This window comes from Streptomyces sp. NPDC002513 (assembly GCF_053595355.1).
The window spans coordinates 51,811-70,066 of sequence record NZ_JBSFXK010000040.1 but is presented as its reverse complement, the minus strand read 5'-3'; the positions used below and the strand labels follow the sequence as shown (position 1 = coordinate 70,066).

Below are 18,256 nucleotides of genomic sequence, written 5' to 3'. Positions count from 1 at the left end.
GTCGGCGCGCGTACCGCGGTACGCGCGCCGACCGCAGGGCGAAGGCCCGGGTCTCCCTCACGGAACCCGGGCCCTCAGTCATCCGATGGCGTCCGTCACGCCGCCACCGGAACCTCCGGCGTCGCGCCACTGGTGGCCGGTGCGAGCGCCAGCTCCAGGACCTGACGGACGTCCGTGACGGCGTGGACGTCCAGCTTGTCCAGCACCTCGGCCGGGACATCGTCCAGGTCGGCCTCGTTGCGCTTGGGGATGATGACGGTCGTCACCCCCGCCCGCTGTGCGGCGAGCAGCTTCTGCTTCAGCCCGCCGATGGGCAGCACGCGGCCGGTCAGCGAGACCTCACCCGTCATCGCCACGTCCGTGCGGACCACTCGGCCCGACAGGAGCGAGGCCAGCGCGGTCGTCATCGTGATGCCCGCGCTCGGGCCGTCCTTCGGGACCGCGCCGGCCGGGAAGTGGATGTGCACACCCCGGTCCTTCAGATCCCCGACGGGCAGCTCCAGTTCGGCGCCGTGGGAGCGGAGGAAGCTCAGCGCGATCTGCGCGGACTCCTTCATCACGTCGCCGAGCTGACCGGTGAGGGACAGGCCCGCCCCGCCCGTCTCCGGGTCGGCCAGCGACGCCTCCACGTAGAGGACGTCACCGCCCGCGCCGGTGACCGCGAGACCGGTCGCCACACCCGGGACCGCCGTCCGCCGCTCGGCCGGGTCCTGGGCGGACTCGGGCACGTGGTGCGGACGTCCGATCAGCGCGCGCAGGTCCTCGTCCCGGACGGTGAAGGGCATTTCCCTCTCGCCCAGTTCGTGCTGTGCGGTGACCTTGCGGAGCAGCCGGGCGATCGCCCGCTCCAGGTTGCGTACGCCCGCCTCACGGGTGTACTCCCCGGCGAGCTTGCGCAACGCGCCCTCGTCGATCGTGATCTCGTCCTTGGCCAGGCCCGCCCGCTCCAGCTGACGCGGAAGCAGGTGGTCACGGGCGATGACGACCTTCTCGTCCTCGGTGTAGCCGTCCAGGCGGACGATGTCCATACGGTCGGCCAGCGCCTCGGGGATGGCCTCCAGGACGTTCGCCGTCGCGAGGAACACCACGTCCGACAGGTCGAGTTCGACCTCCAGGTAGTGGTCCCGGAAGGTGTGGTTCTGCGCCGGGTCCAGGACCTCCAGCAGAGCGGCCGACGGGTCGCCCCGGAAGTCCGAGCCCACCTTGTCGATCTCGTCGAGCAGGACGACCGGGTTCATCGAACCGGCCTCCTTGATGGCGCGGACGATCCGGCCGGGCAGGGCACCGACGTACGTACGCCGGTGGCCGCGGATCTCGGCCTCGTCCCGCACGCCGCCCAGCGCGACCCGGACGAACTTGCGTCCCATGGCGTGCGCCACGGACTCGCCGAGGCTGGTCTTGCCCACACCGGGCGGGCCGACGAGCGCCAGCACGGCGCCTCCGCGCCGCCCGCCGACGACACCGAGGCCCCGGTCGGCGCGGCGCTTGCGCACCGCCAGGTACTCGGTGATCCGCTCCTTCACGTCCTGAAGGCCCGCGTGCTCGGCGTCCAGGACGGCCTTGGCGCCGCGGATGTCGTACGCGTCCTCGGTGCGCTCGTTCCACGGCAGTTCGAGCAGGGTGTCGAGCCAGGTGCGGATCCAGGAGCCCTCGGGGGACTGATCGCTGGACCGCTCCAGCTTCTCGACCTCCTTGAGCGCGGCCTCACGGACCTTCTCCGGCAGGTCGGCGGCCTCCACCCGGGCGCGGTAGTCGTCGGACTCCTCACCCTCCTTGGTGTCGCCGTTCAGGTCGCGCAGTTCCTTGCGGACGGCTTCGAGCTGACGGCGCAGCAGGAACTCGCGCTGCTGCTTGTCGACACCCTCCTGGACGTCCTTGGCGATGGTCTCGGCCACGTCCTGCTCCGCGAGGTGGTCGCGCAGCTGCTGGGTGGCGAGCTTCAGCCGGGCGACCGGGTCGGCCGTCTCCAGCAGCTCCACCTTCTGTTCGGTGGTCAGGAAGGGTGAGTAACCCGAGTTGTCGGCGAGCGCGGAGACGTCCTCGATGGCCTGGACACGGTCCACGACCTGCCAGGCGCCGCGCTTCTTCAGCCAGCTGGTGGCGAGCGCCTTGTATTCCTTGACGAGTTCGGTGATGTGCCCGGGCAGCGGGTCCGGCACGTTCTCGTCGATCCTCGTGCCCTCGACCCACAGTGCCGCACCCGGGCCGGTGGTCCCGGCGCCGATCCGCACGCGGCTCCGGCCGCGGATCAGGGCACCCGGGTCACCGTCGGCCAGCCGGCCGACCTGCTCGACCGTGCCGAGCACACCGGTGGTGGCGTACGTGCCGTCGATGCGGGGCACGAGCAGGACCCTGGGCTTCCCGGGTTCCGACCGGGCGGCGGCCTGCGCGGCTTCCACCGCGGCGCGCACGTCGGAGTCGTTCAGGTCCAGAGGAACCACCATGCCGGGCAGCACGACCTCGCCATCGAGCGGCAGTACAGGCAGGGTGAGCGATGTGGGCGTCGAAGCCATTATCTCCCCTTCGGCAGTCAAGTTGAGCTATGCCGACTCAATGCTCAGCGCGATCCAATTGTTCCCCGCGCTGTGTTCGCTCTGAGCGATCACGTGATGACCTGCATCTTCGGGGTGCGTGACCTGCACCTTCCAGGCGTGGGGCCTGTGCCTTCCGGGCGTGGGACCTGCACCTTCCAGGCGTGGGGCCTGTGCCTTCCGGGCGTGGGACCTGCACCTTCCGGGCGTGAGGCCTGCCCCTTCCGGCCGCGGGGCCGGGAAGGGGAGCCCGGACGCGTCCGCCCGAGGGCGACGGGCACGGCGTGAGAAGGGCGGCCGGGCGCGGCCGCCCACACGACGGGGTCAGCCGTGGGCGCGGGCACCCTGACGGCCCGTCCGCCGCCACTGCCGGACGAACGGCCAGGTCCCGATGCCGATCGCCAGGGACAGCAGATGGCCCCAGTCGCTCAGCGGGTCCGTGAACCGGACCAGATCGGCGAGCAGTATCCCGCCGAACACGGTGAGCACCGTCCAGCGCGGCCACGGCGGCAGCAGCCCCGCCAGCGCGCCGAGGCTCGCCGCGACGCCGAAGCTGATGCCGTAGTCGAGGCGGTGCAGCGAACTGTCGGGCAGATGACCGGCCAGCACCGCCAGGCCGACCGGGAGCTCGGTGGCCAGGGTCGCGAGCACATGCCCGAGCAGGAAGACGACGGCGGCGCGCCGGCCGCCTATCCGCCGCTCCAGCGCCGGCAGCACGAGCAGGAAGACGAGCGCGTACGACGAGGTCAGGCCGCCCGCGATCCACAGCGCGCTGGCCACCAGCACCAGCACCGGGCTGCGCACCAGATGGGCGACGTCGGTGCTGGACCCCTGGTACAGGGCGTGCACCAGTGAGGGGTCGGCGCACGCGGCGAACAGGGACGTCACGACGAGGACGGCCGCGTACCCGAAGGTGAACGGCGTGTCCGCGGGGGTCGGCAGGAGGCCCAGCACGCGCGCCCCGGGGCGTGCCGCGGGGACCGGGACCGGTGGCGCGGCCGGTGCGGCGGGAAGCGGTGCCGCGCGCTGGCGCGGCATGTCGTCGAGCAGAGACGTGGCCGTCCCGGGGGCCGTGACCATGGCGTCAGCCGCCGAGACCGTGCGTTCCAAAGCGGGGGCTCCTTCCGTCACGCCCCACCCTTCGCGCCGCCCGGACCCGCTGTCTATGACCGACGCCACGGCCGGGCCTGATTCAAAGCAACTTCTCAGGTGCGTTCCGCGTCCGGGGTGCATATCCGAACATAAGCGCATATCTGTACAGGCATCGGAAAATCCCTGGTCCCCGGCATCCCGCGTCACCACAATGTGACCCATGCCTCATCCGTACGACATCTACGAGACCCCCGACGTTCTGGACCGCCGCGAGGGCCCGCACGGCGAGGTCGTGCTCCGCCGCCACGGCGAGCTGCTCCAGATCATCGCCAACGGCTGTTTCCTCATGGACACCTCCGACGGGCGCTCGGAGCGGCTGCTCGTGGACGCCGCCCGCGGGGCCCTCGGCGGGCGGCCGGAGCCGAGCGTGCTGATCGGCGGACTCGGCGTCGGATTCTCGCTCGCACACGCGGCCGCGGACCCCCGCTGGGGAGACATCACCGTCGTCGAACGGGAGCGCGCCATCATCGACTGGCACCTCGACGGCCCCCTGGCCGCGCTGTCCGCGGACGCGCTCGCCGACCCGCGCACCCGCGTCCTGGAGGCCGACCTGGTCGCCCATCTGCGTGAGACATCCGCCACGTACGACGCACTGTGTCTCGACATCGACAACGGGCCCGGCTGGACGGTCACGGACGACAACGACAGCCTGTACTCGGCGGCCGGACTGGCAAGCTGCGCACGGGTGTTGAGGCCGGGCGGGGTGCTGGCGGTGTGGTCCGCCCAGCCCTCTGCGGATTTCGAAGGAACCCTCTGGAATGCCGGGTTCCAGCAGGTGCGTACCGAAGAGGTCCCCGTTGCCCGGGGCGTTCCCGACGTCGTGCACCTGGCTGTCCGGCCTGGATAGCCGACCGGCGGTAACTCCCCGTACCCTGCTTCCCTGACGCGATCATTCAAGCGTCAATCGCAGTCATGGGATCACCCCACGGATTCCAGAAAGCAACTCAGGGGCGGGCGATGGAGCAGACACACACCTCGCACAACGGCGCGACGGCGACTCCGGGTGCGCAGCGCCGGGTTCTGGTGGTCGAGGACGACCCAACGATCGTCGACGCCATCGCCGCCCGGCTGCGCGCGGAGGGCTTCCTCGTGCAAACGGCCGGTGACGGTCCGGCGGCGGTCGACACGGCCGAGGCATGGCAGCCGGACCTGCTGATTCTCGACATCATGCTGCCGGGCTTCGACGGCCTGGAGGTCTGCCGCCGCGTGCAGGCGCAGCGCCCGGTGCCGGTGCTGATGCTCACCGCGCGCGACGACGAGACGGACATGCTGGTCGGGCTCGGCGTCGGCGCGGACGACTACATGACCAAACCGTTCTCGATGCGTGAGCTGGCGGCACGGGTGCATGTGCTGCTGCGGCGGATGGAGCGGGCCGCGCTGGCCGCCGCCACACCCCGCAGCGGCATCCTGCGCCTGGGCGAACTGGAGATCGACCACGCCCAGCGCCGGGTGCGGGTGCGCAACGAGGACGTGCACCTCACCCCCACCGAGTTCGATCTGCTGGTCTGCCTGGCCAACACGCCGCGCGCGGTGCTCTCCCGGGAGCAGCTCCTCGCGGAGGTGTGGGACTGGGCGGACGCCTCCGGCACCCGCACCGTGGACAGCCACATCAAGGCCCTGCGGCGCAAGATCGGCGCGGAGCGCATCCGCACCGTGCACGGAGTGGGCTACGCCCTGGAGACCCCGACGCCATGAGCGACGGGCCGGCCGCACGGAGGAGCCCCGGGGAGCCCTGGGGCGGCGTACGCCCGTTCTCGATCAAGACCAAGCTGGGGGCGCTGGTCGTCATCTCGGTGCTGATCACCACGGGTCTGCTGCTGATCGCGGTGCGCACCGCGACCGAGCTGCGCTTCATCACGGTCTTCTCGATGATCGCCACCCTGCTGATCACGCAGTTCGTGGCGCACTCGCTCACGGCGCCGCTGGACGAGATGAACGCGGTGGCCCGGTCGATATCGCACGGCGACTACACCCGCCGGGTCCGTGACCACCGCCGGGACGAGCTGGGCGACCTCGCCCACACGATCAATCTGATGGCCGACGAGCTGGAGGCCCAGGACCTCCAGCGCAAGGAGCTGGTGGCGAACGTCTCGCACGAGCTGCGCACCCCCATCGCCGGGCTGCGCGCGGTGCTGGAGAACATCGTGGACGGCGTCACGGAGGCCGACCCCGAGACCATGCGCACCGCCCTGAAGCAGACCGAGCGGCTCGGGCGCCTGGTGGAGAACCTGCTGGACCTCTCCCGCCTGGACAACGGCGTCGTCCCGCTGAAGAAGCGCCGCTTCGAGGTGTGGCCGTACCTCTCGGGTGTCCTCAAGGAGGCCCAGATGGTGGCCTCCGCCCGGGCCGACATCGCCTCGGGCTCCGGCAGCCACACCCGCACCGACGTCCATCTGCACCTCGACGTCTCCCCGCCGGAGCTGACCGCGGACGCGGACCCGGAGCGCATCCACCAGGTCGTCGCCAACCTGATCGACAACGCGGTCAAGCACAGTCCCCCGCACGGCCGGGTGACGGTGCGGGCCCGGCGCGGGTCCACCCCGGACTCCCTGGAGCTGGAGGTGCTGGACGAGGGTCCCGGCATCCCGCAGACGGAGTGGCACCGGGTCTTCGAGCGCTTCAACCGCGGCACCGTGAGCCGGCCGCACGGGCCGGGCAGCGACGGCGGCACGGGCCTGGGGCTGGCGATCGCGCGCTGGGCGGTGGATCTGCACGGGGGCCGGATCAGGGTGGCCGAATCCGCGCGGGGCTGCCGGATCCAGGTCACCCTTCCGGGAGAGTCATCTCTCCTGAGCTGACGTACAGTTCGAAGCGGAACGACAAGATCCACGGATGGGCCGGCTGACGGACACGTGCGATCAGGCACAGGCCCGCGCAGCCTCCGCGCCGGGTCCGGATCGTTGTACCCCTCTCACAGCGGAACCACGCTTGTTTCCCGCCATTCCCCACCCTGAAACACGCCCTCCGATGTGACTTACGCGACGAAGAACCGGCCCGACCTGACCTTCACGCCCAGGGAGGCGTAGCCTTTATTTCCGCTGTCCATAACCTTGTGAAGCGGAAGAGGGCGGTTGCCGCCGTGTCGCCACAGTCCCCCAGTAACTCGAGTGTCTCGACCGATGACCAAGCCGGGAAGAACCCCGCGGCTGCGTTCGGTCCGAACGAGTGGCTCGTCGACGAGATCTATCAGCAGTACCTCCAGGACCCGAATTCGGTAGACCGTGCCTGGTGGGACTTCTTCGCCGACTACAAGCCGGGAGCCGCTGCCTCCCCGGCTGCGGCCGGTGCTGCGGCCGCGGGGGCCGCAGAGACCACCACGCAGACCCCGGCGGCTCCCGCCGCTCCGGCGCCGGCCGCCCCGGTCGCGGCTGCCCCGGCCCCGGCCGCTCCGGCCCCCGCCGCGAAGCCCGCCGCCGCTCCGGCCCCCGCCGCTGCCGCCCCGGCCGCCGCGAAGCCCGCCGCGGCCCCTGCCAAGCCCAAGAAGGACGAGCCCGTGGCCCAGGCGCCCGTGGGTCCCGAGCTGGTGACCCTGCGCGGCCCCTCCGCCGCCGTCGTGAAGAACATGAACGCCTCGCTGGAGCTGCCCACGGCCACGTCCGTGCGCGCGGTGCCGGTGAAGCTGCTCTTCGACAACCGCATCGTCATCAACAACCACCTCAAGCGCGCCCGGGGCGGGAAGATCTCCTTCACGCACCTGATCGGCTACGCGATGGTCCAGGCCATCAAGGCCATGCCGTCGATGAACTGGTCGTTCGCGGAGAAGGACGGCAAGCCGACCCTGGTCAAGCCGGAGCACGTCAACCTCGGCCTCGCCATCGACCTGGTGAAGCCGAACGGTGACCGCCAGCTCGTCGTCGCGGCGATCAAGAAGGCCGAGACGCTCAACTTCTTCGAGTTCTGGCAGGCCTACGAGGACATCGTCCGCCGCGCCCGCGACGGCAAGCTGACGATGGACGACTTCACCGGCGTGACGGTCTCCCTCACCAACCCCGGCGGCCTCGGCACGGTCCACTCGGTGCCGCGGCTGATGCCCGGCCAGTCGGTGATCCTGGGCGTCGGCTCGATGGACTACCCGGCGGAGTTCCAGGGCACCTCCCAGGACACCCTGAACAAGCTCGGCATCTCCAAGGTCATGACGCTCACGTCGACCTACGACCACCGGGTGATCCAGGGCGCCGCCTCCGGCGAGTTCCTGCGCACCGTCGCGAACCTCCTCCTCGGCGAGAACCGCTTCTTCGACGAGATCTTCCAGGCCCTGCGCATCCCCTACGAGCCGGTCCGCTGGCTCAAGGACATCGACGCCTCTCACGACGACGACGTCACCAAGGCCGCCCGCGTCTTCGAGCTGATCCACTCCTACCGGGTCCGCGGCCACGTCATGGCCGACACCGACCCGCTGGAGTACCGCCAGCGCAAGCACCCCGACCTGGACATCGTCGAGCACGGCCTCACCCTGTGGGACCTGGAGCGCGAGTTCGCCGTCGGCGGCTTCGCCGGCAAGTCGATGATGAAGCTGCGCGACATCCTCGGCGTGCTGCGCGACTCGTACTGCCGCACCACCGGCATCGAGTACATGCACATCCAGGACCCCAAGCAGCGCAAGTGGATCCAGGACCGCGTGGAGCGCCCGCACTCCAAGCCGGACCGCGAGGAGCAGCTGCGCATCCTGCGCCGGCTGAACGCGGCGGAGGCCTTCGAGACCTTCCTGCAGACCAAGTACGTCGGCCAGAAGCGCTTCTCCCTGGAGGGCGGCGAGTCGGTCATCCCGCTGCTCGACGCGGTGATCGACAGCGCGGCCGAGTCCCGCCTGGACGAGGTCGTCATCGGCATGGCCCACCGCGGCCGGCTGAACGTCCTCGCCAACATCGTCGGCAAGTCCTACGCCCAGATCTTCCGCGAGTTCGAGGGCAACCTCGACCCGAAGTCGATGCACGGCTCCGGCGACGTGAAGTACCACCTGGGGGCCGAGGGCACCTTCACGGGCCTGGACGGCGAGCAGATCAAGGTCTCCCTCGCCGCCAACCCGTCCCACCTGGAGACGGTCGACCCGGTCATCGAGGGCATCTCCCGCGCCAAGCAGGACATCATCAACAAGGGCGGCACGGACTTCACCGTCCTGCCGGTGGCGATCCACGGCGACGCGGCCTTCGCGGGCCAGGGCGTGGTGGCCGAGACCCTGAACATGTCGCAGCTGCGCGGCTACCGCACGGGCGGCACGGTCCACATCGTCATCAACAACCAGGTCGGCTTCACCGCCGCCCCCGAGTCCTCGCGTTCCTCCATGTACGCGACGGACGTGGCCCGCATGATCGAGGCCCCGATCTTCCACGTGAACGGCGACGACCCGGAGGCGGCCGTGCGCGACGCGCGGCTGGCCTTCGAGTTCCGCCAGGCGTTCAACAAGGACGTGGTGATCGACCTCATCTGCTACCGCCGCCGCGGGCACAACGAGTCGGACAACCCGGCCTTCACCCAGCCGCTGATGTACGACCTGATCGACAAGAAGCGCTCGGTGCGCAAGCTCTACACCGAGTCTCTGATCGGCCGGGGCGACATCACCCTGGAGGAGGCCGAGCAGGCCCTCCAGGACTACCAGGGCCAGCTGGAGAAGGTCTTCACGGAGGTCCGCGAGGCCACGTCGCAGCCGGTCTCGGCCGTCTCGCAGGAGCCGCAGGACGGCTTCCCGGTGCCGGTCGACACCGCCGTGTCCGCCGAGGTCGTCAAGCGCATCGCCGAGTCCCAGGTCAACATCCCCGACTACTTCACCGTTCACCCGCGTCTGCTGCCGCAGCTGCAGCGCCGGGCGGCGATGGTCGAGGACGGCACGATCGACTGGGGCATGGGCGAGACGCTCGCGATCGGTTCGCTGCTGCTGGAGGGTGTCCCGGTCCGTCTCTCGGGCCAGGACTCCCGCCGCGGCACCTTCGGCCAGCGCCACGCGGTACTGATCGACCGCGCGACGGGCGAGGACTACACCCCGCTGCAGTACCTGTCGGAGGACCAGGCCCGCTACAACGTCTACGACTCCCTCCTGTCCGAGTACGCGGTCATGGGCTTCGAGTACGGCTACTCGCTGGCCCGCCCGGACGCGCTCGTGATGTGGGAGGCGCAGTTCGGCGACTTCGTCAACGGCGCGCAGAGCGTCGTCGACGAGTACATCTCGGCAGCCGAGCAGAAGTGGGGCCAGACCTCCGGCGTCACCCTGCTGCTCCCGCACGGCTACGAGGGCCAGGGCCCGGACCACTCCTCGGCCCGCCCGGAGCGGTTCCTGCAGCTCTGCGCCCAGAACAACATGACGGTCGCGATGCCGACCCTGCCGTCGAACTACTTCCACCTCCTGCGGTGGCAGGTGCACAACCCGCACCACAAGCCGCTGGTGGTCTTCACGCCGAAGTCGATGCTGCGCCTCAAGGCCGCCGCGTCGAAGGCGGAGGAGTTCACGACGGGCCGGTTCCGCCCCGTCATCGGCGACACGTCGGTGGACCCGGCCGCGGTCCGCAAGGTCGTCTTCTGCGCCGGCAAGGTCTACTACGACCTGGAGGCCGAGCGGGTCAAGCGCGGCGTGACGGACACGGCGATCATCCGCCTCGAGCGCCTGTACCCGCTGCCGGGTGCCGAGCTCCAGGCGGAGATCAAGAAGTACCCGAACGCCGAGAAGTACCTGTGGGCCCAGGAGGAGCCGGCGAACCAGGGCGCCTGGCCGTTCATCGCCCTGAACCTGATCGACCACCTGGACCTGGCGGTCGGCGCGGACGTCCCGCCGTCCGAGCGCCTGCGCCGCATCTCCCGTCCGCACGGCTCGTCCCCGGCCGTCGGTTCCGCGAAGCGGCACCAGGCGGAGCAGGAGCAGCTCGTGCGCGAGGTGTTCGACGCGTAGGACCTCCGGTCGCACAAGGGGCCCTTCCCCGAGCTTCGGCTCGGGGAAGGGCCCCTTCGCGTCGGGCCGGTCTCACATCATCTGCGGCTCGAAGTCCCAGTAGGGACGCCGTCCTTCGAGCATGTACCGCACCTGCCGGTGCTCCTCGAAGAAGTTCTCGGTGAGCCGGTGGACCGCCTCCCGGCGCACGGTCTCCGCCTCCTCGGGCTGCCCGTTCGCCGCCAGGTCCTGCGCGAGGCCCGCCGCCAGATTGAGGGTGAGGACGTGCGCGTCCCCGACCGCGGCCCGCGCCCGCCCCAGGGCGTCCCGGCCCAGCGCCACCGCGCGCTGAAGCTCACCGGTCCGGGCAAGCGCCGTCGCGGTGTTCATCGCGCATCCGACGGACCAGACATGGGCCGTGCCCAGGGCCCGCTCCATCCCCGCCCTGGCCCGCTCCGCGCGCTCCCGGGCGCCTGCCAGGTCCCCCTGGTCGCCCTGGACGAGGGCGCAGTTGTCGAGGGCCCCGGCGACGAAGGGGTGGCCCTCACCGAAGAGGTCCGTGAAACCCTCGAGGGTGGCCTCGGCGAGTTCCCGTGCCTCGTCGAGTTCGCCGATCTCGCGCAGCAGCATCGCGTAGTCCGCGGTCAGCCTCAGGGTCTGCCGGGGACCGTGCCGGCGCAGGCTGCGATCGCGTCCCTCGCGCATCAGCCCGCGGGCCCGCAGCTGGGATCCGTCGCGGCGCAGGCACAGCGCGAGGTTGTGCTGGGCGAGCAGGGTCTGGCCGTGCTCACGTCCGAGCACCTCCCGGTGCAGGCGGAAGTTCAGCTCCTGGATGGCCAGCGCGTCGCCGTACCGGCCCAGCAGGCGCAGCGTCCAGGCGGTGTCCAGTCCGGCGAGGAGCGTCGAGGGATGCCGGCCGCCGCCGAGTTCGATGTACGCCTGGAGGACGGACCGCTGCAGGGCGAGGGACTCCTCGTACCGGCCCAGCAGCCGCAGCGCCAGCGCGAGGTTGCCGCGGATGTCGAGGGTGCGCGGCACCTCCTGGTCACCGAGGTCGGCCGCCGCCTGCGCTGCGGCGTCCTCGTAGAGGAGATGGGCCTCCTCGTACCGGCCCAGCGCCATCAGTGTGCCGCCCAGCCCGTTCTTGGCCCGCAGCACCTGCACCGGGCTGCGCTCCGGAGCGGCACGGACCCGGCGCAGGACATCCCGCCCGATGCGCTCCGCCTCGCGGTAGCGGCCGAGGCGCCGTTCCATGTTCGCGAGCTGGTGCACGGCGATGAGGACGGCGGGGTCGGTGTCCCCGGAGACCGCGCTCCAGGACGCGACGGCCGCCTTGCTGAGCCGCCTGCCCTCCTTGGCCTCGCCGCGGATCCGCAGGTACTCGATGCAGTTGAGCACCAGGGTCCGCACATCCGGGTCGGCGGAGTGCAGCGCCCCCGTCGGCTCCAGATGCGGTATCACCTCCGCGTACCGCGACCAGTGGGTGCGGTCGACGGGGCGGCGGGGGTCGGCGGCGACGAGCACCCGGCGGGCGGTCTCGGCCGCCCGCCGGGCCTCCTCGGGGCCCAGATGACCGCGGACGAAGCGGTGGAAGAGCCGGTGCATGCGCAGCGTGCCGACGGTCTGGATGTCCATCGGTCCCTGCTCGTACTCCAGCCGCATGGAGGTGGCCTCGGACAGCACCCGCAGCGCGGTGTTCCAGCTGCTCGGCTCGGTGACCAGGGACACCAGGTGCGGGGGCAGGTCGCCGGCGCGGGCCGACTGCACCAGGCCCAGCGGGATCACGTCGGGCGAGAAGAACGCGAAGAGGGCCAGCAGTTCATAGGCGCCCGGGTGCTTCTCGCGCAGGGTGTTGACGGTCTGCGCCCAGGCGGCCTGGAATGCCCTGCGGTACTCCTCGGAGGAGACGACGGGGACGGCGTGCGGGTCGCCCTCCTGGATGCGGGTGATGTACGCGTCGATGTCGGCGGTCTCGTTCAGCTCCACCCAGGCCGCGGTCTGGTCCATGAGCAGCGGATGGTCCTCGACGGCCGCGGCGAGACGGTCCGCGCTGTCGCGGGAGAGCCGGCGGCTGCGCCGGCACGCGAAGTCGACGGACTCCTCGCGGTCGAACGGGGAGAGGTCGACGATCCGGCCCACCCACCGGTGCCATTCCTTGCGCGGGGTGGTGACCAGCAGGTGGCCGGGGCCCTCGGGCAGCAGCGTCCCGAGGTCCTCGGGGTCCTCCGCCCCGTCCAGGACGACCAGCCAGCGGGTACGGTCGGAAAGGGCCCGCTTGGCCGCCTCGATCCGCCCGCGCAGGGCGTCCCCGGTGTCCGGCTCCGCGCCCAGCCTGTCGGCGAGCCGGGCGAAGTCCTCGCGGGCCCGGTTGCGCACCGACGCACGGACCCACCAGACGATGTCGTACTCGCCCTTGTAGCGGTGCACATACTCGGTCGCCGTCTGGGTCTTGCCGATGCCGCCCGGACCGCGCAGGGCGATGCGGGTGCCCTCACCGCCCTCCGCGAACGCCTGGTGGACGCGTTCCAGGACGCGTTCCCGGCCGGTGAAGTCGCGGTTGTGGCGCGGGGCGTTGTCGATGCCGGGCCGGTCCTCGGGGAAGCGCGGGCCGCGGGCGCGGTCGAGGCTGACCGGGCCGCCGGACGGCGAGGTCACCTCCAGCACGTCGAGCAGCACCTCGGCGGCGCGGTCGGCGTCGAGACCGCGCAGCGGAAGCACCCGGCCGAGCCGTTCGGCGGCCGGCGGCAGGGAGGCGGCGGTGATCGACACGGCGACGATCCGGTGCCCCTCCCGGGGCATGATCTCGGCCAGCACATCGGCCCAGGCCTGCCGGCGCGCCTCGTCGAAGCGCACGAACCAGTCGTCGATCAGGAGCAGCAGCCTGCCGGGGACGGCCAGCAGGCCGTTCAGCCGCCCCGGCTCCGGTGCGGTGTGCAGCGGGTCCCAGCGGGCGGCGCGCGTCACCACCCCCGCGTGCGCGAGACGGTGCTCGATCCACGTCGCCCAGGACCAGGACTGTCCCGCGTAGACGATCGTGACATGCTCGGGGGACGCGGATGGCATGCCTGGGGTCTCCTTCTGACGTAGGGGAACGCTACGTCGTGGTCCGTCAACTCCACGTTAGACCAGACTCCTTGACGATACGGAGAGCTGCTCGCCGATCCGCGCGGCGGCGTGCCGGATGACGCGCTCCAAATCGGCGCAGTGCACGCTCGGCTGCCGGAAGTGGCCCGTGACGGCGGAGTAGCGGTGGGCGTAGTTGCCGCCGCCGCAGATCCGCACCACCGGGCAGGCGCGGCAGTCGTCGCCGAGCGCCGCGGGCCCGGCCCGCAGCGCGGCGACCCGGGGGTGGCGCAGCGCCTCGTCGAAGGAGTTGCGGAAGACGTCGAGGCCGGTGGCGGGGGCGCCCGGGTAGGCCGTCTTCAGCGAGTCGAGCCGTTCGATGGTGCCGTCGGTCTCCACCACGATCGCGGCGATCGGCGACAGTCCCACCGCGTCGGTCCGTGAGGAGCCGCCCACCAGCAGCGCCACGATCTCGGTGAACAGGCGCACCCGCGGCCGGCCCGGGGCGACGTCGTCCCACCACAGGTCGAAGACGTCGGCCAGCCAGTCCCCGTACGGCGTGGGGGCCGGCCGGTGGCGGCCGGGCGGGCGGGTGCCCCAGTGCAGGTGCGGCAGCAGGAAGTCGAGCGCGGGCGGGGCCAGGGCCCGCAGCGAGCGGTAGACCTCGGCGGGGTCGCCGGCCGGGTCGACGGTGCACAGCAGGCCGGCGTAGGCGTCCGGCCGCCGTGCGGCCAGCAGCCGGGCCGCGCGGCGGACGGCGGGCCAGGAGGGGCGGCCCGCGTGGTCGACGCGGCGGGCGTTGAGGGCGGCCGTGCCGCCGTCGAGGCTGAGCCCGATCCGGATGCCGGCGTCGGCGAGGCGGTCGAGCGCGGGCCGGGTGAGCAGGGTGCCGTTGGTCTGGACGGTGACCGTCACACCGGTGCCGTCCGGTACGGCGTGGCGCACGGTCTCGGCGTACGCGACGAGCGGTTCGGGTCCGGTCAGCAGCGGCTCCCCGCCGTGCAGGTCGACCCGCACGGACCGGGGCCGGTGCGTCTCGACGTGCTCGGCGATGCGCCGGGCGGTCTGCCGCATGGTGCGCTCGTCGGTGTGGTGCGGGCGGTCCCGCCAACTGCGGTCCGGGCTGCGGTAGACGTAGCAGTACGTGCAGTCCAGGTTGCAGCGGCTGTGCATCTTGAGGACGAACTGGCGCAGGCAGTCGGCGCTCACGGCGCGGCTCCCGCCGGGGGGCGCGGCGAGGGGTCGGGCGAGTCGCCGTAGTAGGCGGCCGGGGGTTCGTCCTCCGCCTCCCGGGCGTGCAGTTCGGCGAGGACCGCGGCGAGCACGGGATGGCGGGTGCCGTCCGGGCCGGGGCGCTCGAAAACGGGCAGGGGTATGCCCGCGGAGCCGTCCGGTCCTCTCATACGTCGCCCCCGCCGCCCGGCTCCAGGGCGCTCAGGGCGGCCCGGGCGCGCTCCGCCTCGTCCCCGTCGCCCAGCCCGGCCCGCTCGTACAGCCGAAGCGCCGTGCGGTACTCCTCGGCGGCGCGGGCCGGGGCCGAGGCCCGGCCGAGGGCCTCGCCGCGTTCGACGCGCACACGGGCCTGAGGGCCCGCGAGGTCCAGGTCCCGGTACAGGTCGGCGGCGCGCAGCAGATGGTCGGCGACCGCCTCCCAGTCCGACCGCTGCGCCGTGTGCGCGGCGAGCCGCCCCGCGGCCACGGCGCGCAGCCGCCAGGCCCGTGCGGCGAGCAGGTCGTCGTCGGTCTCCCGCGCGGCGGTGCCCACTATCCAGTCGGCCTCGTGCAGGTCGGACAGCCCGCCCTGGCGCTGGTTCCGGTGCAGCAGCGCCTCGCCCAGTTCCACCCGGCGGCGCGGCAGTTCGGGGTCCTGCTCGGAGGATTCGTCGACGGCCGTCCGCAGAACCCGCACCGCGTCCGTCCACGCGTCGGCGGCGCCCAGGGCGAGGCCCAGCCGGAGCAGCAGCCCGGGCCGGGCGGGATCGTCCCGGGGCAGTTCCCCGGTCGCCTGCCACCAGGACCGGACGGCCGCCTCCAGATCGTCCGTGGCGCGGGTCAGTCCGTAGGTCGCCAGGCAGGCCTCGCCCAGCCGGTCCAAGCACTCGGCCCGCAGTTCCGTGACGTCGCCCGCGTAGTCCAGCGCCTGCTGGAGCACGGCGGTGATCCTGCGGCGGGTGGGGGGATCGTGCTCCGCGTCCCGGGTGAGGTCCAGGGCACCGGCCGTGTCCAGACAGATCCGGGTCAGCTCCCGGGCGTCGGCGCCCTCGGCCGCGCGCAGCGGTAACGCCTCCCGGAAGCCCACCTCGGCCAGTTCGGCGGACCGGTGGGCGAGGGCGCGCCGCTCGGGGCCGGGCTCCCAGGGCCGCGCGTCGCGTCCCGAGTCGTGCCGGGCCAGGGCGAGCAGCGCCCGGGCCTCCAGGAGACGGGACGACGACGTGCCGCAGTGCTGCCGGTACCGGGTCGCGAGGCCCGCCGCCTGTTCGAACTGCTGGGCGGCCCAGTCCTGCGGCGTCCCCTCGTCCGGGCCGAGGACGGCGGAGCCGGTCCGGGCGACCAGCGATGCCGCCTGGAACGCGGCGGTGGCCCGCAGTTCCATGGCGCGCGCCGTCCGCTGCTCCGCGTCGGGCGGGATCTCCTCCAGGCGCTGCCGGGCCTGGAGGCAGGCGAGCAGGGCCAGTCGGCCCGGGGACGCGTCGGGCTCGCCGAGATCGTGGCCGAGCCCGGCGGGCAGGGTCGCGGCGGCGGCGCCCGCGGTCTCCAGATCGGCCGCGAGGTGCAGCAGGATCTCCGCCTCCATGACGAGTTCCGCCGGGTCGCTCTTGCGCTGCCCGGGCAGGACCTCGTACGCCTCCCGCAGGTTGTCGGGGGTCCCCGCCGCCCGCCAGCGCTCCAGCAGGGCGCCGGCCAGCCGGCTGTGCAGTGCGCGCTGTTCCGTCTGCCGGCGCTCGGCCTCCAGGGCCCGGCGCAGCAGGGCGATGCCCTCGTCCAGGTCGCGGGCGGTGCCCTGGGCGGCGTAGCGGTCGAGCAGTTCGTGCGCGCGCGAGGCGAGCTGCGCCGGGCCCAGGCCGGACACGGCCGCGGGGACCTTCCCGTAGCGGGCGAGGACCTGCGAGGAGACCCGGGCGAAGGCGCGCAGCAGACGGTCGTCGCCGCCGTCCTCGGCGACGGGGGGTGGGGTCGTCGCGCCGGAGAGGTAGGCGGCGGCCAGCGCCGGGAAGTTGCGGGACGCGCGGCCGTAGTGCCGCTCGACGTACTGCGAGCTGTGCTTGAGGACCAGTTGGGCTTCGCTGCCGGGCAGATGGCGCAGCAGTTCCTCGCGCACGCTCCCGATGAACTCGTAGCCGCCGTGCGCGTCGGCGTCACTGCGTCTGATCAGCCCGCCGAGGAGGACCTCCGCCATCGCCTCGGGGCCGCTGCCGGGCAGCATCGCCCGCTGCACGAGCTGCATCACCGGCAGGGCGAGGGGCACGGTGGCCAGGTACTCGGCGAGGTGCCGTGCGTCCTGCGAGGCGGTACGCCTGAAGCCGCGGACCCGCTCGCGTGAGGTGATCTCCCGCTGGGCGAGCGGCCGTGCGGCGGTCGCCGGGTGGTCGGCGCGCACCCAGGCCGCGGAGGCGACCTGCCGCTGGGCGGTCGCGTCGGACACGAGGCGGACCCAGTGGGCGAGGGAGGAGGGGCGCAGGGCGAGCACGGGCACCGGCAGGGCGCGCCGTGGCGGGGGGCCGGCGCGTTCCGACCGGAACTCCAGGCCGCCGGTCAGTCCTTCGAGGCGGCGCAGTTCCCCGGAGTAGGCGGGCAGATGGGTGCCGCGCCACATCCGCTGGGGCAGCGGCTGCAGGACGGCGACCGGGGCGCAGGTGGCCCAGTCGTGCAGCAGCCGCTGCATGCTGCCGTTGCGCCACAGCGGGCCCGCGCAGTCGCTGAGGACCAGGGTCAGCCGGTGTCCGCTCGGGTCGCGCAGCAGACCGGGGCCGGCGCCGGGGGACGACGGGTCCGGTGAGGACGCCACCCGTACCCCGTTCACTCCCTCATGGAGGTAGTGCGTCCGGATCTCCCGGAAGGCGCCGGCGCGTTCGCAGACCTGGCGCAGCTCCGCGAAGGTGTTCTGCCACACCACGGTGGACGAGGAGACGTCCATGACGAGCTGGAGGCGTGCCTCACGGCGCTGCCCCGGGGCCGGCACCGGGACGACCACACCGGTGTCGGCCGCCCGCTGCGCGGTCGCCTCCTCGTCCAGCCCCGACCACGAGGGCCCGCCCGGCGGCCGGTAGCGGTTGAGCGGCCGTAACGCCCGTTGCAAGCCGAGCGGTTCGGGCAGCACGGAGGCGGCGGGCACCTGGGTGGAGACGACCGTGCCCCCGCCGTCCGCGGGGCCCTCGGTCGCGATGCCGCCGACCGCCGGCGTCCGGCGGTCCGCGGCCTGCTTCCGGGCGGGCACGGCCAGGGACGTCTCGGGCGGCACGGCGCTACGGCGGCTGCCGGGCCCGGTGCCGGAGACCGCCCCGGCGGTGTCCTCGCCGGTGGCTGCGGTGGCCGCCGTGCCGCCGGGGACGTGGCGGGCGAGCCAGAGCGCGTCCGCGAGTTCCTCGGCGTCCGGAGCGATCCCGGCCTCGCGCAGCCGGCGCGCGAGCAGCTCCAGGGAGGCGGCGACGGTCAT

Annotated in this window: 10 protein-coding genes; 4 read left to right on the top strand and 6 right to left on the bottom strand. The window is 72.6% G+C overall.

The genetic code is table 11. The annotated features are described in order from the left end of the window. Positions 1-95: 95 nt before the first annotated feature. Together lon and ACWD5Q_RS24190 are read right to left on the bottom strand one after the other, a co-directional pair. The gene (gene lon / locus ACWD5Q_RS24195; RefSeq protein WP_451429113.1) at positions 96-2,513 is read right to left on the bottom strand and encodes an endopeptidase La; all 2,418 of its coding nucleotides are present in this window, start codon (positions 2,511-2,513) and stop codon (positions 96-98) included. Between the two features lie 342 nt (positions 2,514-2,855). Next, entirely contained in the window at positions 2,856-3,641 is a 786-nt protein-coding gene (locus tag ACWD5Q_RS24190) for a rhomboid-like protein (protein WP_451429112.1), read from the bottom strand. 202 nt (positions 3,642-3,843) lie between these two features. Between ACWD5Q_RS24190 and ACWD5Q_RS24185 the strand changes: the two genes are divergently transcribed. The 4 genes from ACWD5Q_RS24185 to ACWD5Q_RS24170 all read left to right on the top strand — a co-directional run bounded on the left by ACWD5Q_RS24185 (position 3,844) and on the right by ACWD5Q_RS24170 (position 10,560). Further along, positions 3,844-4,530 (top strand): spermidine synthase, encoded by a 687-nt coding sequence (locus ACWD5Q_RS24185; protein ID WP_451429111.1) that lies wholly within the window; start codon positions 3,844-3,846, stop codon positions 4,528-4,530. A 110-nt stretch (positions 4,531-4,640) separates the two neighbouring features. Further along, on the top strand, positions 4,641-5,378 hold the full coding sequence (locus ACWD5Q_RS24180; RefSeq protein ID WP_451429110.1) for a response regulator transcription factor: 738 nt from the start codon (positions 4,641-4,643) through the stop codon (positions 5,376-5,378). Next, a complete protein-coding gene (locus ACWD5Q_RS24175) occupies positions 5,375-6,481 on the top strand; it encodes a sensor histidine kinase (protein WP_451429109.1) in 1,107 nt (368 codons plus the stop codon). Before ACWD5Q_RS24180 ends, ACWD5Q_RS24175 begins: the two co-directional genes overlap by 4 nt. 281 nt (positions 6,482-6,762) lie before the next feature. Continuing rightward, entirely contained in the window at positions 6,763-10,560 is a 3,798-nt protein-coding gene (locus ACWD5Q_RS24170; protein WP_451429108.1) for a multifunctional oxoglutarate decarboxylase/oxoglutarate dehydrogenase thiamine pyrophosphate-binding subunit/dihydrolipoyllysine-residue succinyltransferase subunit, read from the top strand. 72 nt (positions 10,561-10,632) lie between these two features. Here the strand turns inward: ACWD5Q_RS24170 and fxsT are convergent, their stop codons facing one another. Genes fxsT through ACWD5Q_RS24150 form a run of 4 tightly spaced genes read right to left on the bottom strand, consistent with a single transcriptional unit; the run spans position 10,633 to position 18,256 of the window. Then, the gene (gene fxsT / locus ACWD5Q_RS24165) at positions 10,633-13,602 is read right to left on the bottom strand and encodes an FxSxx-COOH system tetratricopeptide repeat protein (protein WP_451429107.1); all 2,970 of its coding nucleotides are present in this window, start codon (positions 13,600-13,602) and stop codon (positions 10,633-10,635) included. 57 nt (positions 13,603-13,659) lie between these two features. After that, on the bottom strand, positions 13,660-14,811 hold the full coding sequence (locus ACWD5Q_RS24160; RefSeq protein ID WP_451429106.1) for an FxsB family cyclophane-forming radical SAM/SPASM peptide maturase: 1,152 nt from the start codon (positions 14,809-14,811) through the stop codon (positions 13,660-13,662). Beyond that, a complete protein-coding gene (locus tag ACWD5Q_RS24155; protein WP_451429105.1) occupies positions 14,808-15,005 on the bottom strand; it encodes a hypothetical protein in 198 nt (65 codons plus the stop codon). Before ACWD5Q_RS24155 ends, ACWD5Q_RS24160 begins: the two co-directional genes overlap by 4 nt. Next, complete coding sequence (locus ACWD5Q_RS24150; protein ID WP_451429104.1) at positions 15,002-18,256, bottom strand: SAV_2336 N-terminal domain-related protein; 3,255 nt, start codon at positions 18,254-18,256, stop codon at positions 15,002-15,004. The genes ACWD5Q_RS24155 and ACWD5Q_RS24150 overlap by 4 nt, the downstream gene beginning before the upstream one ends.

What these genes read in the sequence shown, in the direction of transcription:
- lon (WP_451429113.1), bottom strand. Translation starts at nt 2,513, where the DNA reads ATGGCTTCGACGCCCACATCGCTCACCCTGCCTGTACTGCCGCTCGAT.
- ACWD5Q_RS24185 (WP_451429111.1), top strand. Translation starts at nt 3,844, where the DNA reads ATGCCTCATCCGTACGACATCTACGAGACCCCCGACGTTCTGGACCGC.
- ACWD5Q_RS24180 (WP_451429110.1), top strand. Translation starts at nt 4,641, where the DNA reads ATGGAGCAGACACACACCTCGCACAACGGCGCGACGGCGACTCCGGGT.
- ACWD5Q_RS24175 (WP_451429109.1), top strand. Translation starts at nt 5,375, where the DNA reads ATGAGCGACGGGCCGGCCGCACGGAGGAGCCCCGGGGAGCCCTGGGGC.
- fxsT (WP_451429107.1), bottom strand. Translation starts at nt 13,602, where the DNA reads ATGCCATCCGCGTCCCCCGAGCATGTCACGATCGTCTACGCGGGACAG.
- ACWD5Q_RS24155 (WP_451429105.1), bottom strand. Translation starts at nt 15,005, where the DNA reads ATGAGAGGACCGGACGGCTCCGCGGGCATACCCCTGCCCGTTTTCGAG.
- ACWD5Q_RS24150 (WP_451429104.1), bottom strand. Translation starts at nt 18,256, where the DNA reads ATGACCGTCGCCGCCTCCCTGGAGCTGCTCGCGCGCCGGCTGCGCGAG.